Source organism: Halomonas ramblicola, assembly GCF_030409215.1.
GTDB classification, from domain to species: domain Bacteria; phylum Pseudomonadota; class Gammaproteobacteria; order Pseudomonadales; family Halomonadaceae; genus Halomonas; species Halomonas ramblicola.
This window is the reverse complement of sequence record NZ_JAUFPL010000018.1, coordinates 264,006-278,367: the sequence shown is the minus strand read 5'-3', so window position 1 is coordinate 278,367 and position 14,362 is coordinate 264,006. Positions and strand designations below refer to the sequence as shown.

Below are 14,362 nucleotides of genomic sequence, written 5' to 3'. Positions count from 1 at the left end.
GGGCCCTTAGAGCTCGACCAGGACGTCGCCGACGGCGACGCTGTCGCCCTCGCCGACCTTGATGGCGGAAACGGTGCCGGCGCCGGTGGCGCGCACCTCGGTCTCCATCTTCATCGCCTCGAGGATGATCACCACGTCGCCCGCGGCGACGCTGTCCCCCTCGCGGACGTTGACCTTGAAGATGTTGCCGGCCAGCGGGGCGCTGATCGCCTCGCCGCTGGCGGCCGGCGCCGCTTCGGCGGCCGCCGGCTGGGCGGCGCCCTCCTGCGCCTTGACGTCACCGATCTCGCCGCCCTCGGCGACCTCCACCACATAGGCCTTGCCGTTGACGGTGACGGTGTAGGTCTCGGGGCCGGCCGGGGCCGTGCCCTGGGCGGCGGGCGCCTGGGTCGCGGCCTGCGCCGGGAGGTTGGCCCGGTCATTGCCGTTCTCCGGGGCCTGGGGCGCCGGCTCGAAGGCCGCGGGATCGTCGCGATGCTTGAGGAACTTCAGGCCGATCTGCGGGAAGAGCGCATAGGTCAGGACGTCGTCGATCTCGCGCTCGCCCTCGGCGAGGCGGATGCCCTCGGCCTTGGCCTTGTCTCTGAGCTCGGCGGACAGCCGGTCCATCTCCGGGGCCAGGTTGTCGGCCGGGCGGCAGGTGATCGGCTCGCCGCCCTCCAGCACCCGCGCCTGCAGTTCCTGGTTGAAGGCGGCCGGGGCCGCACCGTACTCGCCCTTGAGCAGCGCCTGGACCTCCTTGGAGATGGACCGGTAGCGTTCGCCCATCATCACGTTCATCACCGCCTGGGTGCCGACGATCTGCGAGGTGGGGGTGACCAGCGGGATAAAGCCCAGATCTTCCCGTACCTTGGGTATTTCTTTAAGCACGTCATCGAGCCTGTCGCCGGCGCCCTGTTCCTTGAGCTGGCCTTCCATGTTGGTGAGCATGCCGCCCGGCACCTGGGCGATCAGGATGCGCGAGTCGATGCCCTTGAGCGAGCCCTCGAAGGCGGCGTACTTCTTGCGCACCTCGCGGAAGTAGGCGGCGATCTCCTCGAGCAGCTCGAGATCGAGGCCGGTGTCGCGTTCGGTGCCCTGGAGGATGGCCACCAGCGACTCGGTGGGGCTGTGACCGTAGGTCATGGACATCGAGGAGATGGCGGTGTCGACGGTGTCGATGCCGGCCTCGGCGGCCTTGATGAGGGTGGAAGTGGAGAGGCCGGTCGTCGCATGACAGTGCAACTGGATGGGGATGTCCACGGCGGCCTTGAGCTTGGTGACCAGCTCATAGGCATCGTAGGGCTTGAGCAGGCCGGCCATGTCCTTGATGGCCAGGGAGTCGGCGCCCATGGCGGCGATGGTCTTGCCCAGCTCCACCCAGCCGTCCAGGGTATGCACCTGGCTCACCGTGTAGGAGAGCGTGCCCTGGGCATGGCCCTCGACCCGGCGCACCGCCCGGATGGCGCGCTCCAGGTTGCGCGGGTCGTTCATGGCGTCGAAGACGCGGAAGACGTCGACGCCGTTGGTACGGGCGCGCTCGACGAAGCGGTCCACCACGTCGTCGGCATAGTGGCGATAGCCGAGCAGGTTCTGGCCGCGCAGCAGCATCTGCTGCGGGGTGTGGGGCATGGCCGCCTTCAACGCCCGTATCCGCTCCCAGGGATCCTCGCCCAGGTAGCGGATACAGGCGTCGAAGGTCGCGCCGCCCCAGGACTCCACCGACCAGAAGCCGACGCGGTCGAGCTTCTCGGCGATGGGCAGCATGTCGTCCAGGCGCATCCGGGTGGCGAACAGCGACTGGTGGGCGTCGCGCAGCACCACGTCGGTGATGCCGAGCGGGCGTACGTTGTCAGTCATGGGAGTGACCTTGTGGTGATGGATGGAGAGGGGATAAGGGGAGCTCAGCGGCCCTCAGCGGCGATGGCGCCGACGATAGCGGTGCACCGCGGCGCTGATCGCCGCCATGACGTCATCGTCGCCGCGACCCGGGGCGGGGCCACGCCCCCGCGGCGGGGCGGCCGGCTCGGGGAAGAAGCGGCCGAGGGTCTTCGACATCAGGGTGGTGACGATCACCAGCACCGTAAGAAAAACAAACACGAACCCCATGCCGAGAGCCATCAGGGCCAGGCCTTCCTCGAGCAGCTGCATATCCTGCATTGGGTGCCTCCGTTGTATCTTCACCGACCATGCACCCAATACTCAGGAACATGGCGGCTTGCGCATTTTTTTCGATGCTATAACCTGCCACACTCCCGACGGATTGCAATGGGGTCATGGTGGAAGTCAGCGTTGTTAATTTACTACAAAATGAGGCCGGACGCATCGGGCTCGCCCCCATGGAGGGCGTCATCGATGCCCACACCCGCGACCTCCTGACCCGCCGACCGGGCTTCGACTGGACGGTCACGGAGTTCGTGCGCGTCGTCGATGCCCGCCTGCCACCGCGGGTCTTCTACCGGCACTGCCCGGAGCTCGGCACCGCACCACCCTCGACCCCTGCCGGCACCCCGGTGTACCTGCAGCTGCTCGGCTCCGACCCCGAGGCGCTGGCGGCCAACGCCCGCCAGGCCCTGCGCCTCGGCGCCCGGGGCGTGGATCTCAATTTCGGCTGTCCGGCCAAGCTCGTCAACCGCCACGACGGCGGCGCCTCGCTGTTGCGCGATCCGGGCCGGGTACGGGCCGTCGTGGCCGCCGTCCACGAGGCGGTGGGCGAGGCGATCCCGGTGACCGCCAAGATCCGCCTGGGCTTCGCCGACCGCCGCCTGGCCCTGGCCTGCGGCCGGGCCGCCCAGGCGGGCGGCGCCACGCACCTGGTGGTCCACGGCCGCACCCGCAACGAGGGCTACCGCCCGCCGGCCCACTGGGAGTGGATCGGCCGCATCCGCCGCGACCTGTCGATCCCGGTGATCGCCAACGGCGACATCTGGACCCTGGAGGACTACTGGAAGGCCCGCACCCTCTCGGGCTGTCGAGACGTCATGCTGGGTCGCGGCGCCCTGGCCGACCCCTGGCTGGCAAGCCGCATCCGCCACTGGCAGCTCACCGGCGGGCGCCTGCCGGAGACGCCCTGGGCGGCGAGGGCCGAGATCCTCCACGAGTTTGCCGCATTGCAACATAGCACACTTCCCGGTCGCATCGTGACCTCGTTGATCAAGCAGTGGCTCAACCACATGCGCCAGCGGGACGCCGAGGCGGCTCGTCGCTTCGCGCGGGTCAAGCGCCTCACCGACCTCGATGCCCTGCTGGAAGGACTGCGAGCAGATACGGCGCGCCGCGCGCCCTCCCCCGTCGCCGAGGCGGACGCACCATAAAAAAAGAGGCGCTCGTCGCATGGCGACGGCGCCTCAAACGATCGCTGGGGCGCCGCTGGGCACCCCGGCTAGTAGAACGGGGCCGGCATGGAGCCGGAAAGCAGAAGACCCGCCCTCCGGGGAGGACGGGTCATCGATGTCTGGCGCGCCCGGGAGGATTCGAACCTCCGACCACCTGATTCGTAGTCAGGTACTCTATCCAGCTGAGCTACGGGCGCGTGACGCGCATGCCATGGGGCAATTGCTATGAATGGACGATGCTGCGGGATGCGTCACCGATCACATTCGAGGTGAAGCGTGGCGCGCCCGGGAGGATTCGAACCTCCGACCACCTGATTCGTAGTCAGGTACTCTATCCAGCTGAGCTACGGGCGCTGATTGCTTCACTGTGTCGCTGTGGCGGAGAGGGAGGGATTCGAACCCTCGATGGGGCTATAAACCCCATACTCCCTTAGCAGGGGAGCGCCTTCAGCCACTCGGCCACCTCTCCCTCATCGACACGGCGCATATCCTACCGTTTCAGAAGGGGTTTGTCCAGCGGCCCCGTCGCTTTTTTCTCCCCCGGGGCCGGGACGGCGGATGGCGGGGCCTACTCCTCGTGCCCGCCGGCCCCCTCCTCATCGGCCTTCTCGCGCTGGATACGCTGGTAGATCTCCTCGCGATGCACGGCGACATCCTTGGGGGCGTTGACCCCGATGCGAACCTGATTTCCCTTGACGCCCAGCACCGTCACGGTGATGTCGTCTCCAATCATCAGGGTCTCGCCGACACGGCGGGTCAGGATGAGCATGGCTGATCTCCTTCTCAGGCTTGTTCTCGGGCTGGATGGCAACGGGATAATCGCCGGCGGAACCGCGCCGCCTCATTATGTGGCAAGACGTCCTCCGTGACCAATCCGGCAGCCCATGACACCCCCAGGCTCACGGCGGGGGGAAGCACCGTCATGGTGTCGTCACGGGCTTCCCCTACCAGCGTAGAAGGTAATCCGCCGCCGAGGCGGCGATCACTCGCTCTCGATATCGCCCTTGTCGAGGCCGAAGGCACTGTGCAGGGCGCGCACCGCCAGTTCCATGTGCTTCTCGTCGATGACCACGGAGATCTTGATCTCGGAGGTGGAGACCATGCGGATGTTGATGTTCTCCTCGGACAGCACGCGGAACATCTTGGCGGCCACACCGGCATGGGAGCGCATGCCCACGCCCACCAGGGAGACCTTGGCGATGTTGTCGTCGCCGTTGACCTCGCCCTCGCCCAGGTCCGGCAACACCTGCTCGTTGAGGATCTTCAGGGTCTGCTTGTAGTCGCCCTTGGCCACGGTGAAGGTGAAGTCGGTGTAGTCACCGGCCGGTGCCACGTTCTGGACGATCATGTCGACCTCGATGTTGGCAGCGGCGATCGGGCCGAGGATGCGCGAGGCCACGCCCGGCACGTCGGGGGTGTTGAGCAGGGTCAGCTTGGCCTCGTTGGCGGTGAAGGCGATACCGGAGATCAGCGGTTCTTCCATGGAATCCTCGTCTTGGTCGGAGTCTGCAACGATCAGGGTGCCGGGGCCGCCCTCGAAGCTGGACAGCACGCGCAGCGGAACATTGTACTTGCCGGCGAACTCGACAGCGCGAATCTGCAGGACCTTGGAGCCGAGACTCGCCAGTTCGAGCATCTCCTCGACGGTGATGGTCTCGAGACGCCGGGCCTTGCCGCAGACGCGCGGGTCGGTGGTGTAGACGCCGTCGACGTCGGTGTAGATCTGGCACTCGTCGGCCTTCAGCGCCGCGGCCAGGGCCACGCCGGTGGTGTCGGAGCCGCCACGCCCGAGGGTGGTGATGTTGCCCTCCTCGTCGACGCCCTGGAAGCCGGCGACCACCACGACCTGGCCGTCGTCGAGGTCTTCCTGAATCTCGTCGGTTTCGATGCGCTGGATGCGCGCCTTGGTGTGGGCGCTGTCGGTGAGGATCCCCACCTGGGAGCCGGTGTAGGAGGTGGCCGGCACGCCCAGCTTGTGCAGCGCCAGGGCCAGCAGGGAGATGGTCACCTGCTCGCCGGTGGAGACCAGCATGTCCATCTCGCGCGGCGTCGGCTCGTCGTTGATCTCGTTGGCCATGCCGATCAGGCGATTGGTCTCGCCGCTCATGGCGGAGACCACCACCACGACCTGGTGGCCCTGCTCGCGGAAGCCCTTGACCTTCTCGGCCACGGCCTTGATGCGCTCCACGGAGCCCACCGAGGTGCCGCCGAACTTCTGTACGTATAGTGCCATTTGCGATTTTTCCCTCGTGTGTCGAGTGCCAGGGGCGCTCGGATGAGTGAAGGGTGAAGCCATACAAGCAGGGCCGGGACATCGCTGTCGCCGGCCCTGCGGGGTGTCATGCGAGCTGTGCCTCGACCCAGGCGGGAACCCCCGCCAGGGCATCCGGCAGGGCCGCCACGTCGCTGCCCCCGGCCTGGGCCATGTCCGGTCGGCCGCCGCCCTTGCCGCCGACCCGGGCGGCCACGTGATTGACCAGCTCGCCGGCCTTGACCTTGCCGGTGAGGTCACTGGTGACGCCGGCGATCAGGCTCACCTTGCCGGCGGCCTCGTCGGCCACGCCCAGCACGATGACCCCGGAACCCAGCTTGTTCTTGAGCTGGTCGAGCATGCCGCGCAGCTCCTTGCCGGAGACGCCGTCGAGCTGCTTGGCCAGCACCCGGGTGCCGGCCACCTCCCGGGCCTCGGCGAGCATGTCGCTGCCGGCGGCACTGGCCAGCCTGGCCTTGAGGCGCTCGAGCTCCTTCTCCAGGCCGCGGTTGCGCTCCACCAGGGAGTCGACGCGCTCCTCGACCTGCTCGGGCTTGGCCTTGAGGCGTTCGCCGACGCGGGCCAGGCGGGCCTCCTGCTCGCGGAACCAGGTCAGCGCCGCCTCGCCGGTGAGCGCCTCGATGCGCCGCACGCCCGAGGCGATGCCCTGCTCGGCGACGATATGGAAGCAGCCGATGTCGCCGCTGCGCGCCACGTGGGTGCCGCCGCACAGTTCGATGGAGAAGTCGTCGGCGCCGATGGTCAGCACCCGCACGCTGTCGGCGTACTTGGCTTCGAACAGCGCCGCGGCCCCCTTCTCCTTGGCCTCGTCCAGGGTCATCTGCTCGATCCGGGTCGGCGCGTTGGCCAGCACCTGTTCGTTGACCAGTCGCTCCACCTCGGCCAGTTGCTCGGGGGTCATGGGCTCGAAGTGGCTGAAGTCGAAGCGCAGCCGTTCCGGAGTGACCAGCGACCCCTTCTGCGCCACATGGTCGCCCAGCACCAGGCGCAGTGCCTGGTGCAGCAGGTGGGTCGCGGAGTGGTTGCGCACCGTGGCGGCACGCAGCCCGGCATCGACCCGGGGGCGCACCTCGGCGCCCACCGCCAGCTCACCCTCCAGCAGCACGCCGTGGTGCAGGTGGTGGCCACCCTGCTTCTGGGTGTCCTCGACCAGGAAGCGGCCACCGCCGCCCAGATGCAGGTAACCGGTATCGCCCACCTGGCCGCCGGACTCGCCGTAGAAGGGGGTGCGGTCGAGCACCACCACGGCCTTCCGCTCGGGCGCGAGCGCCGCCAGCTCGTTGCCGGCGCCGTCGACGATGGCCATCACGGTGGCGTGATCCTCGAGGCGCTCGTAGCCGGTGAAGGCGGTCTCGCCCTCGAGTTCCAGGGCCGCACCGTAGTCGGCACCGAACTGGCTGGCCGCCCGGGCGCGCTCGCGCTGGGCCTCCAGCGCGCGCTCGAAGCCGGCCTCGTCGAGGGAGACGCCGCGCTCGCGGCAGACGTCGGCGGTCAGGTCGTAGGGAAAGCCATAGGTGTCGTAGAGCTTGAACACCGTCTCGCCGGGCAGCACCTCGTCGTCGAGGTCGGCCAGTGCCTCCTCGAGCAGGCCCATGCCGTGCTCCAGGGTGCGTGCGAACTGCTCCTCCTCCTTGAGCAGCACGCGCTCGATCTGCGCGCGTGCCTGGCGCAGTTCGGGATAGGCGTCGCCCATCTCGGCGTCCAGGGCACCGACCAGCCGGTGGAAGAAGCTGCCCTTGGCGCCCAGCTTGTGGCCGTGGCGGATGGCACGCCGGACGATCCGGCGCAGCACATAGCCGCGTCCCTCGTTGGAGGGCAGCACGCCGTCGGCGATCAGGAAGGCGCAGGAGCGGATATGGTCGGCGATCACCCGCAGCGAGGGCGCGGCGGTATCGCCGTGGCCGGTGGCTTCGGCGGCCGCGGCCAGCAGGTTCTGGAAGAGGTCGATCTCGTAGTTGGAGTGCACGCCCTGCATCACCGCGGCGATGCGCTCCAGGCCCATGCCGGTATCGATGGAAGGCTTGGGCAGCGGGTTCATGTTGCCGGCGGCGTCGCGATCGAACTGCATGAACACCAGGTTCCAGATCTCGATATAGCGATCGCCGTCCTCCTCGGGGCTGCCCGGCGGCCCCCCCCACACCTCGGGGCCGTGATCGAAGAAGATCTCCGAGCTGGGCCCGCAGGGGCCGGTGTCGCCCATCTGCCAGAAGTTGTCCTCGTCGAGCTTGGAGAAGCGCGCCGGGTCGACGCCGATCTCCTCCTTCCAGATCTTCTCGGCCTCGTCGTCGCTGACGTGCACCGTGACCCACAGCTTCTCCTGGGGCAGCCCCAGGGTCTCGGTGAGGAAGTTCCAGGCGAAGCGGATGGCGTCGCGCTTGAAGTAGTCGCCGAAGCTGAAGTTGCCCAGCATCTCGAAGAAGGTGTGGTGGCGCGCCGTGTAGCCGACGTTATCCAGGTCGTTGTGCTTGCCGCCGGCGCGCACGCAGCGCTGGGCTGAGGTGGCACGGACGTAGGGGCGCGGGTCGCGGCCCAGGAAGACGTCCTTGAACGGCACCATGCCGGCGTTGGTGAACAGCAGGGTCGGGTCGTTGTCCGGCACCAGGGAGCTGGAGGGCACGACGGTGTGGCCGTGCGCCTCGAAGAAACTCAGAAAGGCCTGTCTGATATCTGCGCTTTTCATGGGGTATCCGTGGCGGTGAACGTGGTGACCCGGCGGGCGATCGGGGCTCGTGCAGGCGGCGCGGCGAACCGCTCGGCGGCGCGTCGCGACGCCACGGGCGTGCCACCCGGGGCGTTCGCAAAGGGAGACATTATAGCGCAGTTGTCAAGGGACTGAAGGGGAGTCCTCATCCCAGGCGTGCTCCAGGGCGTGGCGCACCTGGTCGGAGTCGAAGCCGCGCCCGGCCAGGAAGCGCTCGCGGCGGGCGCGCTCCCGGGGCGAGGCGCCGGGGCCGGCGAAGCGCCGGGCCAGGGTGTCACCGGCCAGGGCGAACCAGTCGACCCCGTCCTCCTCGGCGAGGGCCTCGAGGGCGGTGCGGACTCGCTCGCGATCGATGCCGCGCCGCTCCAGCTCGGCGCGGATCTTCAGCGGGCCCTGGCCGCGGGCGACGCGCGAGCGCCCGAAGTTCTCGGCGAAGCGGGCGTCGGACTGCAGGCCCGCCTCGGCCAGGGCGTCGAGGCAGGCACCCACGGCCGCGGCCTCGTGCCCCCGCGCCGCCAGGCGGCTCTCCAGCTCGGCGCGGGCGTACTCGCGCCGCGCCAGCAGGCGGAGGGCATCGTCGTGGGGCGTGGAGGCCTCGGCATCCGGGCGGAACATGACTTACAGCAGGTCGTCGTCGCGGCCGGCCTCGGCGGGCGCGGCTTCCTCCTCGACCTCCTCCTTCTTCGGCTCCACCGGGGCGAGCAGCTGGGCGCGGATGCCGTCCTCGATCTCCTCCATGACGGCCGGGTTGTCCTCGAGGAACTGGGCCGCGTTGGCCTTGCCCTGGCCGATCTTGTTGCCCTGGTAGCTGTACCAGGCGCCCGCCTTGTCGATCAGCTTGCACTGCACGCCCAGATCGATCACCTCGCCGGCATGGTAGATGCCCTTGCCGTAGAGGATCTGGAACTCGGCCTGGCGGAACGGCGGCGCCACCTTGTTCTTGACCACCTTGACGCGGGTCTCGTTGCCGATCACCTCGTCGCCCTGCTTCACCGAGCCGGTGCGGCGGATGTCCAGGCGCACACTGGAGTAGAACTTCAGGGCGTTGCCGCCGGTGGTGGTCTCGGGGCTGCCGAACATCACGCCGATCTTCATGCGGATCTGGTTGATGAACACCACCATGCAGTTGGCGTTCTTGATGTGGCCGGCGATCTTGCGCAGCGCCTGGGACATCAGGCGCGCCTGCAGGCCCACGTGGGAGTCGCCCATCTCACCCTCGATCTCGGCCCGCGGGGTGAGCGCGGCGACCGAGTCGATGATGATCACGTCGACGCCGCCGGAGCGCACCAGCATGTCGCAGATCTCGAGTGCCTGCTCGCCGGTATCGGGCTGGGAGACCAGCAGGTCGTCGAGGTTGACGCCGAGCTTCTCGGCGTAACTGGGGTCCAGGGCGTGCTCGGCGTCGATGAAGGCGCAGGTCTTGCCCTGCTTCTGGGCCTGGGCGATCACCGACAGGGTCAGGGTCGTCTTGCCCGAGGACTCGGGACCGAAGATCTCCACCACCCGGCCGTAGGGCAGCCCCCCGATCCCCAGGGAGATGTCCAGGCCCAGGGAGCCGGTGGAGACCGACGGCATCACCACCCGTGGGGTGTCGCCGAGGCGCATCACGGTGCCCTTGCCGAACTGGCGCTCGATCTGGGAAAGCGCGGCGTCGAGCGCCTTGGAGCGATTGTCATCCTGAGCCATCACGGGTCTCCTGATCTGGTCGTGAGCTATCTCGATACTGTATGGCTGGCCAGTAGTATGGCGAAAAAAGTGGCGCTCGCCTAGGGGAAATCGCCGTCGCCGCCATCCCGGCGGCAGGCGAAAAGGCGCGCGACCCGGCGGGACTACCCCGCCTCCAGGCGGCGTATCAGACCCACCAGCGCCTCGCGCACCGCCTGCTCGCGCACCGCGCGGCGATCGCCGGGGTAGTGGCGGCATTCGGCCTCGGCACCGGCGGCATCGCCCCAGGCCAGCCAGACGGTGCCCACCGGCTTCTCCGGTGAGCCGCCGCCGGGGCCGGCCACGCCACTGATCGCCACCCCCAGGTCGGCACCGCTGTCGCGGCAGGCGCCGGCCACCATGGCCTCCACCACCTCGCGGCTCACCGCACCGTGCTCGGCCAGCAGCGCCTCGGGTACGCCGAGCAGCCGGCGCTTGGCGGCGTTGGCATAGGTCACGTAGCCGGTCTCGAAGTAGTCGGAGCTGCCGGCCACGGCGGTGATGGCGCTGGCCACCCCGCCACCGGTGCAGGACTCGGCGGTGGTGAGCGTCATTCCGCGCTCGCGGCAGAGGCGCCCCAGGCGCTCGGCGAGGGCGGCAAGGTCGAGGCTGGCCAGGCTGGCGGTTCGCTGGGACATGGGTTCCCTCCTCGGACTGGGCGGCCGTTCCCCGGCACCGGCCGCACTGTCGCCTAGGATACTGCCTTTGTCCCGTGGATGCAGGCATCGACTACAGCAGGGTGCGCGCCTCGACCAGCGTCAGGCGGCCGGTGCGGAAGGCACCGGTATCGATGTAGTGGACGTTGCCCAGGGTCAGCGGCTCGGGCACGATGGTATGCCCCACCACCACGGCATCGATGCCGACCACCGGGGTGGCATCGCCCCGGGCGATCCGGCGGCGGCCCCAGACCAGTTGGTGGGCGTCGGCCGCCTCGATGCCAGCCCAGTCCGCGGGGGGCTCGGCGTGCACCATGCCGATGCGGCGCCCTGCCACCTCGACCTCCCGGGCATGGGGCAGGCGCGCCAGGGCCGCCTCCAGCAGTCGCCTCAGGTCCCCGGGCTCCTCGTGCAGCGCCCAGCCGCCACCGTTGATCATCCACAGCGCCCAGGCCCGGTCATCCGTGCCGGCCAGGGCATCCAGGGCCAGCAGCTCGTGGTTGCCGCGCACCCCGAAGAACCAGGGCTTGAGCGCCAGGTTCAGGCAGGCGAGGGAGTCGTCGCCGCGGTCGATCAGGTCGCCCACCGAGAACAGCCGGTCGTGTCCCGGATCGAAGTCGACCCTGGCCAGGGCGGCCTCGAACCGATGCCACTGGCCGTGCAGGTCGCCGACGAAGAAGTCGCGACCACTATGGTTCTCGGCATGCCTGACCAGCATCGATTTTCCTCCTCGCCGCGCTTTGCCCGCCTTCCCATGGACAACGGCGACACCCCGAAGGGTTCCCCCGCGGATGCCCGCGCCGCTCCGCTCATGCTACCCTTGCGCCCATTGTCGAGCCGGGGGCGGCAAGGTCGCGCCACACCGCGCGCCTGCCCCGTCGATGCCCCAAGAGCAAACCGAGTCAGCGACACACCCATGAATGACGTGGCTTCCACGGGGATCTCCTCCCATACGCCCATGATGGCCCAGTACCTGAAGATCAAGCGCGAACACCCGGACGTGCTGCTCTTCTACCGCATGGGCGACTTCTACGAGCTGTTCTACGATGACGCCCGGCGCGCCGCGGCCCTGCTGGACATCACCCTGACCCAGCGCGGCCAGTCCGCCGGCAAGCCGATCCCCATGGCCGGCGTGCCCTACCACAGCGCCGAGGGGTACCTGGCGCGCCTGGTGGCCGCCGGGGAGTCGGTGGCGATCTGCGAACAGATCGGCGACCCCGCCGCCGCCAAGGGCCCGGTGGAGCGCCGCGTGGTGCGCATCGTCACCCCCGGGACCCTCTACGACGAAGCGCTGCTCGACGCCCGCCGCGACAACCTGCTGGTCTGCGTGCACGCGACCGCGGAGCGCATCGGCCTGGCCTGGCTGGAGCTCTCCAGCGGCCGCTTCAGCGTGCTGGAGGTCGAGGACGAGGGCGAGATGCTCGCCGAGCTGCAGCGCCTCGACCCCGCCGAGCTGCTGGTGGCCGAGAGCCAGGCCCTGCCCGCGGCACTGGAGGGGCGGCGCGGCCTGCGCCGCCAGAGCGACTGGCTGTTCGACCCCGAGAGCGCGACCCGCCTGCTGTGCGACCAGTTCGCGGTGCAGGACCTGCGTGGCTTCGGCTGCGCCCACCTCGCCGCGGCCATCACCGCCGCCGGCGTACTGGTGGAGTACGCCCGGGACACCCAGCGCTCGCGCCTGCCCCATGTCACCGCCATCGGCGTGGAGAGTCGCGACGACGCCGTGGTGATCGACGCCGCCAGCCGCCGCAACCTGGAGATCGACATCAACCTGGGGGGCGGCACCGACAACACCCTGGCCAGCGTGCTCGACGCCACCGCCACCGCCATGGGCTCGCGGCTGCTCAAGCGCTGGCTGAACCGCCCGCTGCGCGGCCGTGACCAGGTGCAGGCCCGCCAGGCCGCGGTGGCCGCCCTGCTCGATACCGAGGGCTACGCGATCCTGCGCACCTCGCTCAAGGCGATCGGTGACGTGGAGCGCATCCTCGCCCGGGTGGCCCTCTACAGTGCGCGGCCCCGCGACCTGGCGCGGCTGCGCGACGCCTTCAACGCCCTGCCCGAACTCGAGGCCGCGCTGGCCGGCTACGCCGAGGGCACCGCCCTGGACGATCTGAAGCGCCACATTCGTCCCTATCCCGAGCTGGCCGACACCCTGACCCACGCCCTGGTGGAGAACCCGCCGGTGGTGATCCGCGACGGCGGGGTGATCGCCGGGGGCTTCGACGCCGAGCTGGACGAGCACCGCGGGCTCGCCGAGCACGCCGGCGACTACCTGGTGAAGCTGGAGGCCCGGGAGCGCGAGCGCACCGGCCTGCCCGGCCTCAAGGTGGGCTACAACCGCGTGCATGGCTACTACATCGAGATCCCCCGCGCCCAGGCCCGCGACGCCCCGGCGGACTACATCCGCCGCCAGACGCTGAAGAACGCCGAACGCTTCATCATCCCCGAGCTCAAGGAGTTCGAGGACAAGGCGCTGTCGGCCAAGTCCCGCGCCCTGGCCCGGGAGAAGCTGCTCTACGACGGCCTGCTCGAGGCCCTGAATGCCGAGCTCGGCGACCTGCAGGCCACCGGCCGGGCCCTGGCCGCCCTGGACGTGCTGGCGGCCTTCGCCGAGCGGGCGGAGGCCCTGGACTTCGTGCGCCCACGGCTGCACGAGGCTCCCGGCATCGTGATCCGCGGCGGCCGCCACCCGGTGGTCGAGCGGGTCTCCGATGCCCCCTTCGTGCCCAACGACCTGATCATGGATGACGAGCGGCGGATGCTGGTCATCACCGGGCCCAACATGGGCGGCAAGTCCACCTACATGCGCCAGGCGGCGCTGATCGTACTGCTCGCCCACACCGGCAGCTTCGTGCCCGCCGACGCCGCCGAGATCGGCCCGGTGGACCGCATCTTCACCCGTATCGGCTCCTCGGACGACCTGGCCGGTGGGCGCTCCACCTTCATGGTGGAGATGACCGAGACCGCCAGCATCCTGCACAATGCCACCGACCACAGCCTGGTGCTGATGGACGAGATCGGCCGCGGCACCAGCACCTTCGACGGCCTGTCGCTGGCCTGGGCCAGCGCCGAACACCTGACCCGCTCCCGCGCCTTCACCCTCTTCGCCACCCACTACTTCGAGATGACGGCACTGGCCGACCAGGCCGAAGGGGTCGCCAACGTGCACCTGACGGCGGCCGAGCATCGCGACGGCATCGTCTTCATGCACCGGGTGGAGGACGGGCCCGCCAGCCAGAGCTACGGCCTGCAGGTGGCCCAGCTGGCCGGCGTGCCCCAGGGGGTGATCGCCCGGGCCCGGGAGAAGCTCGCCCAGCTGGAGCAGCAGGAGGTCGACCAGGGCGGCCGCCCCGCCGTCGGGGGCGCGACCATGCCGGTGCAGAACGACCTCTTCGCCAGCGCCCCCCATCCCCTGGTGGAGGAGCTCGGCGGCCTCAGCCTCGACGAGCTGACGCCACGCCAGGCCTTGGAGCTGCTCTACCGCTGGCGGGAGGCACTCTGATACCGATCAGGATATTGCAGCAGATAGCAAGCATCGCTCGGGCTGATCCGGCGGCAGGCCTGCGGGGAGGCGCTATGAACCCATCCCTGGGCGCTACCGACGCCATCCTTGGCGTAGGACCTCCCCTACGGCCTGCCCCCGGCGCCTCTCGCTCTGAGCCATCAGGATTGCTTCAGTGTGCGGGCGCTTCGCTTGCGGCGGCCGGGCGGCGGCGAC

11 protein-coding genes and 3 tRNA genes are annotated in these 14,362 nt (G+C 69.4%); 2 read left to right on the top strand and 12 right to left on the bottom strand.

What is annotated here, in order from left to right; all coding sequences use genetic code 11:
* Window positions 1-6: 6 nt before the first annotated feature.
* Together oadA and QWY80_RS07875 are read right to left on the bottom strand one after the other, a co-directional pair.
* A complete protein-coding gene (gene oadA / locus QWY80_RS07880) occupies window positions 7-1,839 on the bottom strand; it encodes a sodium-extruding oxaloacetate decarboxylase subunit alpha (protein ID WP_290230205.1) in 1,833 nt (610 codons plus the stop codon).
* A 54-nt stretch (window positions 1,840-1,893) separates the two neighbouring features.
* Entirely contained in the window at window positions 1,894-2,139 is a 246-nt protein-coding gene (locus tag QWY80_RS07875; RefSeq protein ID WP_290230204.1) for an OadG family protein, read from the bottom strand.
* A gap of 179 nt (window positions 2,140-2,318) precedes the next feature.
* Between QWY80_RS07875 and QWY80_RS07870 the strand changes: the two genes are divergently transcribed.
* A complete protein-coding gene (locus QWY80_RS07870; protein WP_290230282.1) occupies window positions 2,319-3,293 on the top strand; it encodes a tRNA dihydrouridine synthase in 975 nt (324 codons plus the stop codon).
* A gap of 141 nt (window positions 3,294-3,434) precedes the next feature.
* Here QWY80_RS07870 and QWY80_RS07865 read toward each other — a convergent pair.
* The 10 genes from QWY80_RS07865 to QWY80_RS07820 form a co-directional block, all read right to left on the bottom strand.
* Window positions 3,435-3,511, bottom strand: a tRNA-Arg gene (locus QWY80_RS07865).
* An 80-nt stretch (window positions 3,512-3,591) separates the two neighbouring features.
* Window positions 3,592-3,668, bottom strand: a tRNA-Arg gene (locus QWY80_RS07860).
* A 22-nt stretch (window positions 3,669-3,690) separates the two neighbouring features.
* Window positions 3,691-3,783, bottom strand: a tRNA-Ser gene (locus QWY80_RS07855).
* A 99-nt stretch (window positions 3,784-3,882) separates the two neighbouring features.
* Entirely contained in the window at window positions 3,883-4,083 is a 201-nt protein-coding gene (gene csrA / locus QWY80_RS07850) for a carbon storage regulator CsrA (RefSeq protein WP_290230203.1), read from the bottom strand.
* A 213-nt stretch (window positions 4,084-4,296) separates the two neighbouring features.
* Window positions 4,297-5,547 (bottom strand): aspartate kinase, encoded by a 1,251-nt coding sequence (locus tag QWY80_RS07845; RefSeq protein ID WP_290230202.1) that lies wholly within the window; start codon window positions 5,545-5,547, stop codon window positions 4,297-4,299.
* Window positions 5,548-5,653: 106 nt separating this feature from the next.
* The gene (gene alaS / locus QWY80_RS07840; protein WP_290230201.1) at window positions 5,654-8,266 is read right to left on the bottom strand and encodes an alanine--tRNA ligase; all 2,613 of its coding nucleotides are present in this window, start codon (window positions 8,264-8,266) and stop codon (window positions 5,654-5,656) included.
* Between the two features lie 144 nt (window positions 8,267-8,410).
* Entirely contained in the window at window positions 8,411-8,902 is a 492-nt protein-coding gene (locus QWY80_RS07835; RefSeq protein WP_290230200.1) for a regulatory protein RecX, read from the bottom strand.
* Between the two features lie 3 nt (window positions 8,903-8,905).
* Window positions 8,906-9,973 carry a recombinase RecA gene (gene recA / locus QWY80_RS07830; RefSeq protein ID WP_290230199.1) on the bottom strand — a complete coding sequence of 356 codons (1,068 nt, stop codon included), beginning with the start codon at window positions 9,971-9,973 and terminating at the stop codon, window positions 8,906-8,908.
* Window positions 9,974-10,116: 143 nt separating this feature from the next.
* The gene (locus QWY80_RS07825) at window positions 10,117-10,629 is read right to left on the bottom strand and encodes a CinA family protein (RefSeq protein ID WP_290230198.1); all 513 of its coding nucleotides are present in this window, start codon (window positions 10,627-10,629) and stop codon (window positions 10,117-10,119) included.
* A 91-nt stretch (window positions 10,630-10,720) separates the two neighbouring features.
* Entirely contained in the window at window positions 10,721-11,365 is a 645-nt protein-coding gene (locus tag QWY80_RS07820; RefSeq protein WP_290230197.1) for a metallophosphoesterase, read from the bottom strand.
* Between the two features lie 198 nt (window positions 11,366-11,563).
* On the opposite strand from QWY80_RS07820, the gene mutS reads away from it, so the two are divergent.
* Window positions 11,564-14,146 (top strand): DNA mismatch repair protein MutS, encoded by a 2,583-nt coding sequence (gene mutS / locus QWY80_RS07815; protein WP_290230196.1) that lies wholly within the window; start codon window positions 11,564-11,566, stop codon window positions 14,144-14,146.
* Window positions 14,147-14,362: the final 216 nt, after the last annotated feature.

Excerpts from the sequence above, each read along its gene's own strand:
- recA (WP_290230199.1), bottom strand. The coding sequence starts at position 9,973 with ATGGCTCAGGATGACAATCGCTCCAAGGCGCTCGACGCCGCGCTTTCC.
- mutS (WP_290230196.1), top strand. The coding sequence starts at position 11,564 with ATGAATGACGTGGCTTCCACGGGGATCTCCTCCCATACGCCCATGATG.
- QWY80_RS07835 (WP_290230200.1), bottom strand. The coding sequence starts at position 8,902 with ATGTTCCGCCCGGATGCCGAGGCCTCCACGCCCCACGACGATGCCCTC.
- QWY80_RS07875 (WP_290230204.1), bottom strand. The coding sequence starts at position 2,139 with ATGCAGGATATGCAGCTGCTCGAGGAAGGCCTGGCCCTGATGGCTCTC.
- QWY80_RS07845 (WP_290230202.1), bottom strand. The coding sequence starts at position 5,547 with ATGGCACTATACGTACAGAAGTTCGGCGGCACCTCGGTGGGCTCCGTG.
- QWY80_RS07825 (WP_290230198.1), bottom strand. The coding sequence starts at position 10,629 with ATGTCCCAGCGAACCGCCAGCCTGGCCAGCCTCGACCTTGCCGCCCTC.
- QWY80_RS07820 (WP_290230197.1), bottom strand. The coding sequence starts at position 11,365 with ATGCTGGTCAGGCATGCCGAGAACCATAGTGGTCGCGACTTCTTCGTC.
- alaS (WP_290230201.1), bottom strand. The coding sequence starts at position 8,266 with ATGAAAAGCGCAGATATCAGACAGGCCTTTCTGAGTTTCTTCGAGGCG.
- oadA (WP_290230205.1), bottom strand. The coding sequence starts at position 1,839 with ATGACTGACAACGTACGCCCGCTCGGCATCACCGACGTGGTGCTGCGC.
- QWY80_RS07870 (WP_290230282.1), top strand. The coding sequence starts at position 2,319 with ATGGAGGGCGTCATCGATGCCCACACCCGCGACCTCCTGACCCGCCGA.
- csrA (WP_290230203.1), bottom strand. The coding sequence starts at position 4,083 with ATGCTCATCCTGACCCGCCGTGTCGGCGAGACCCTGATGATTGGAGAC.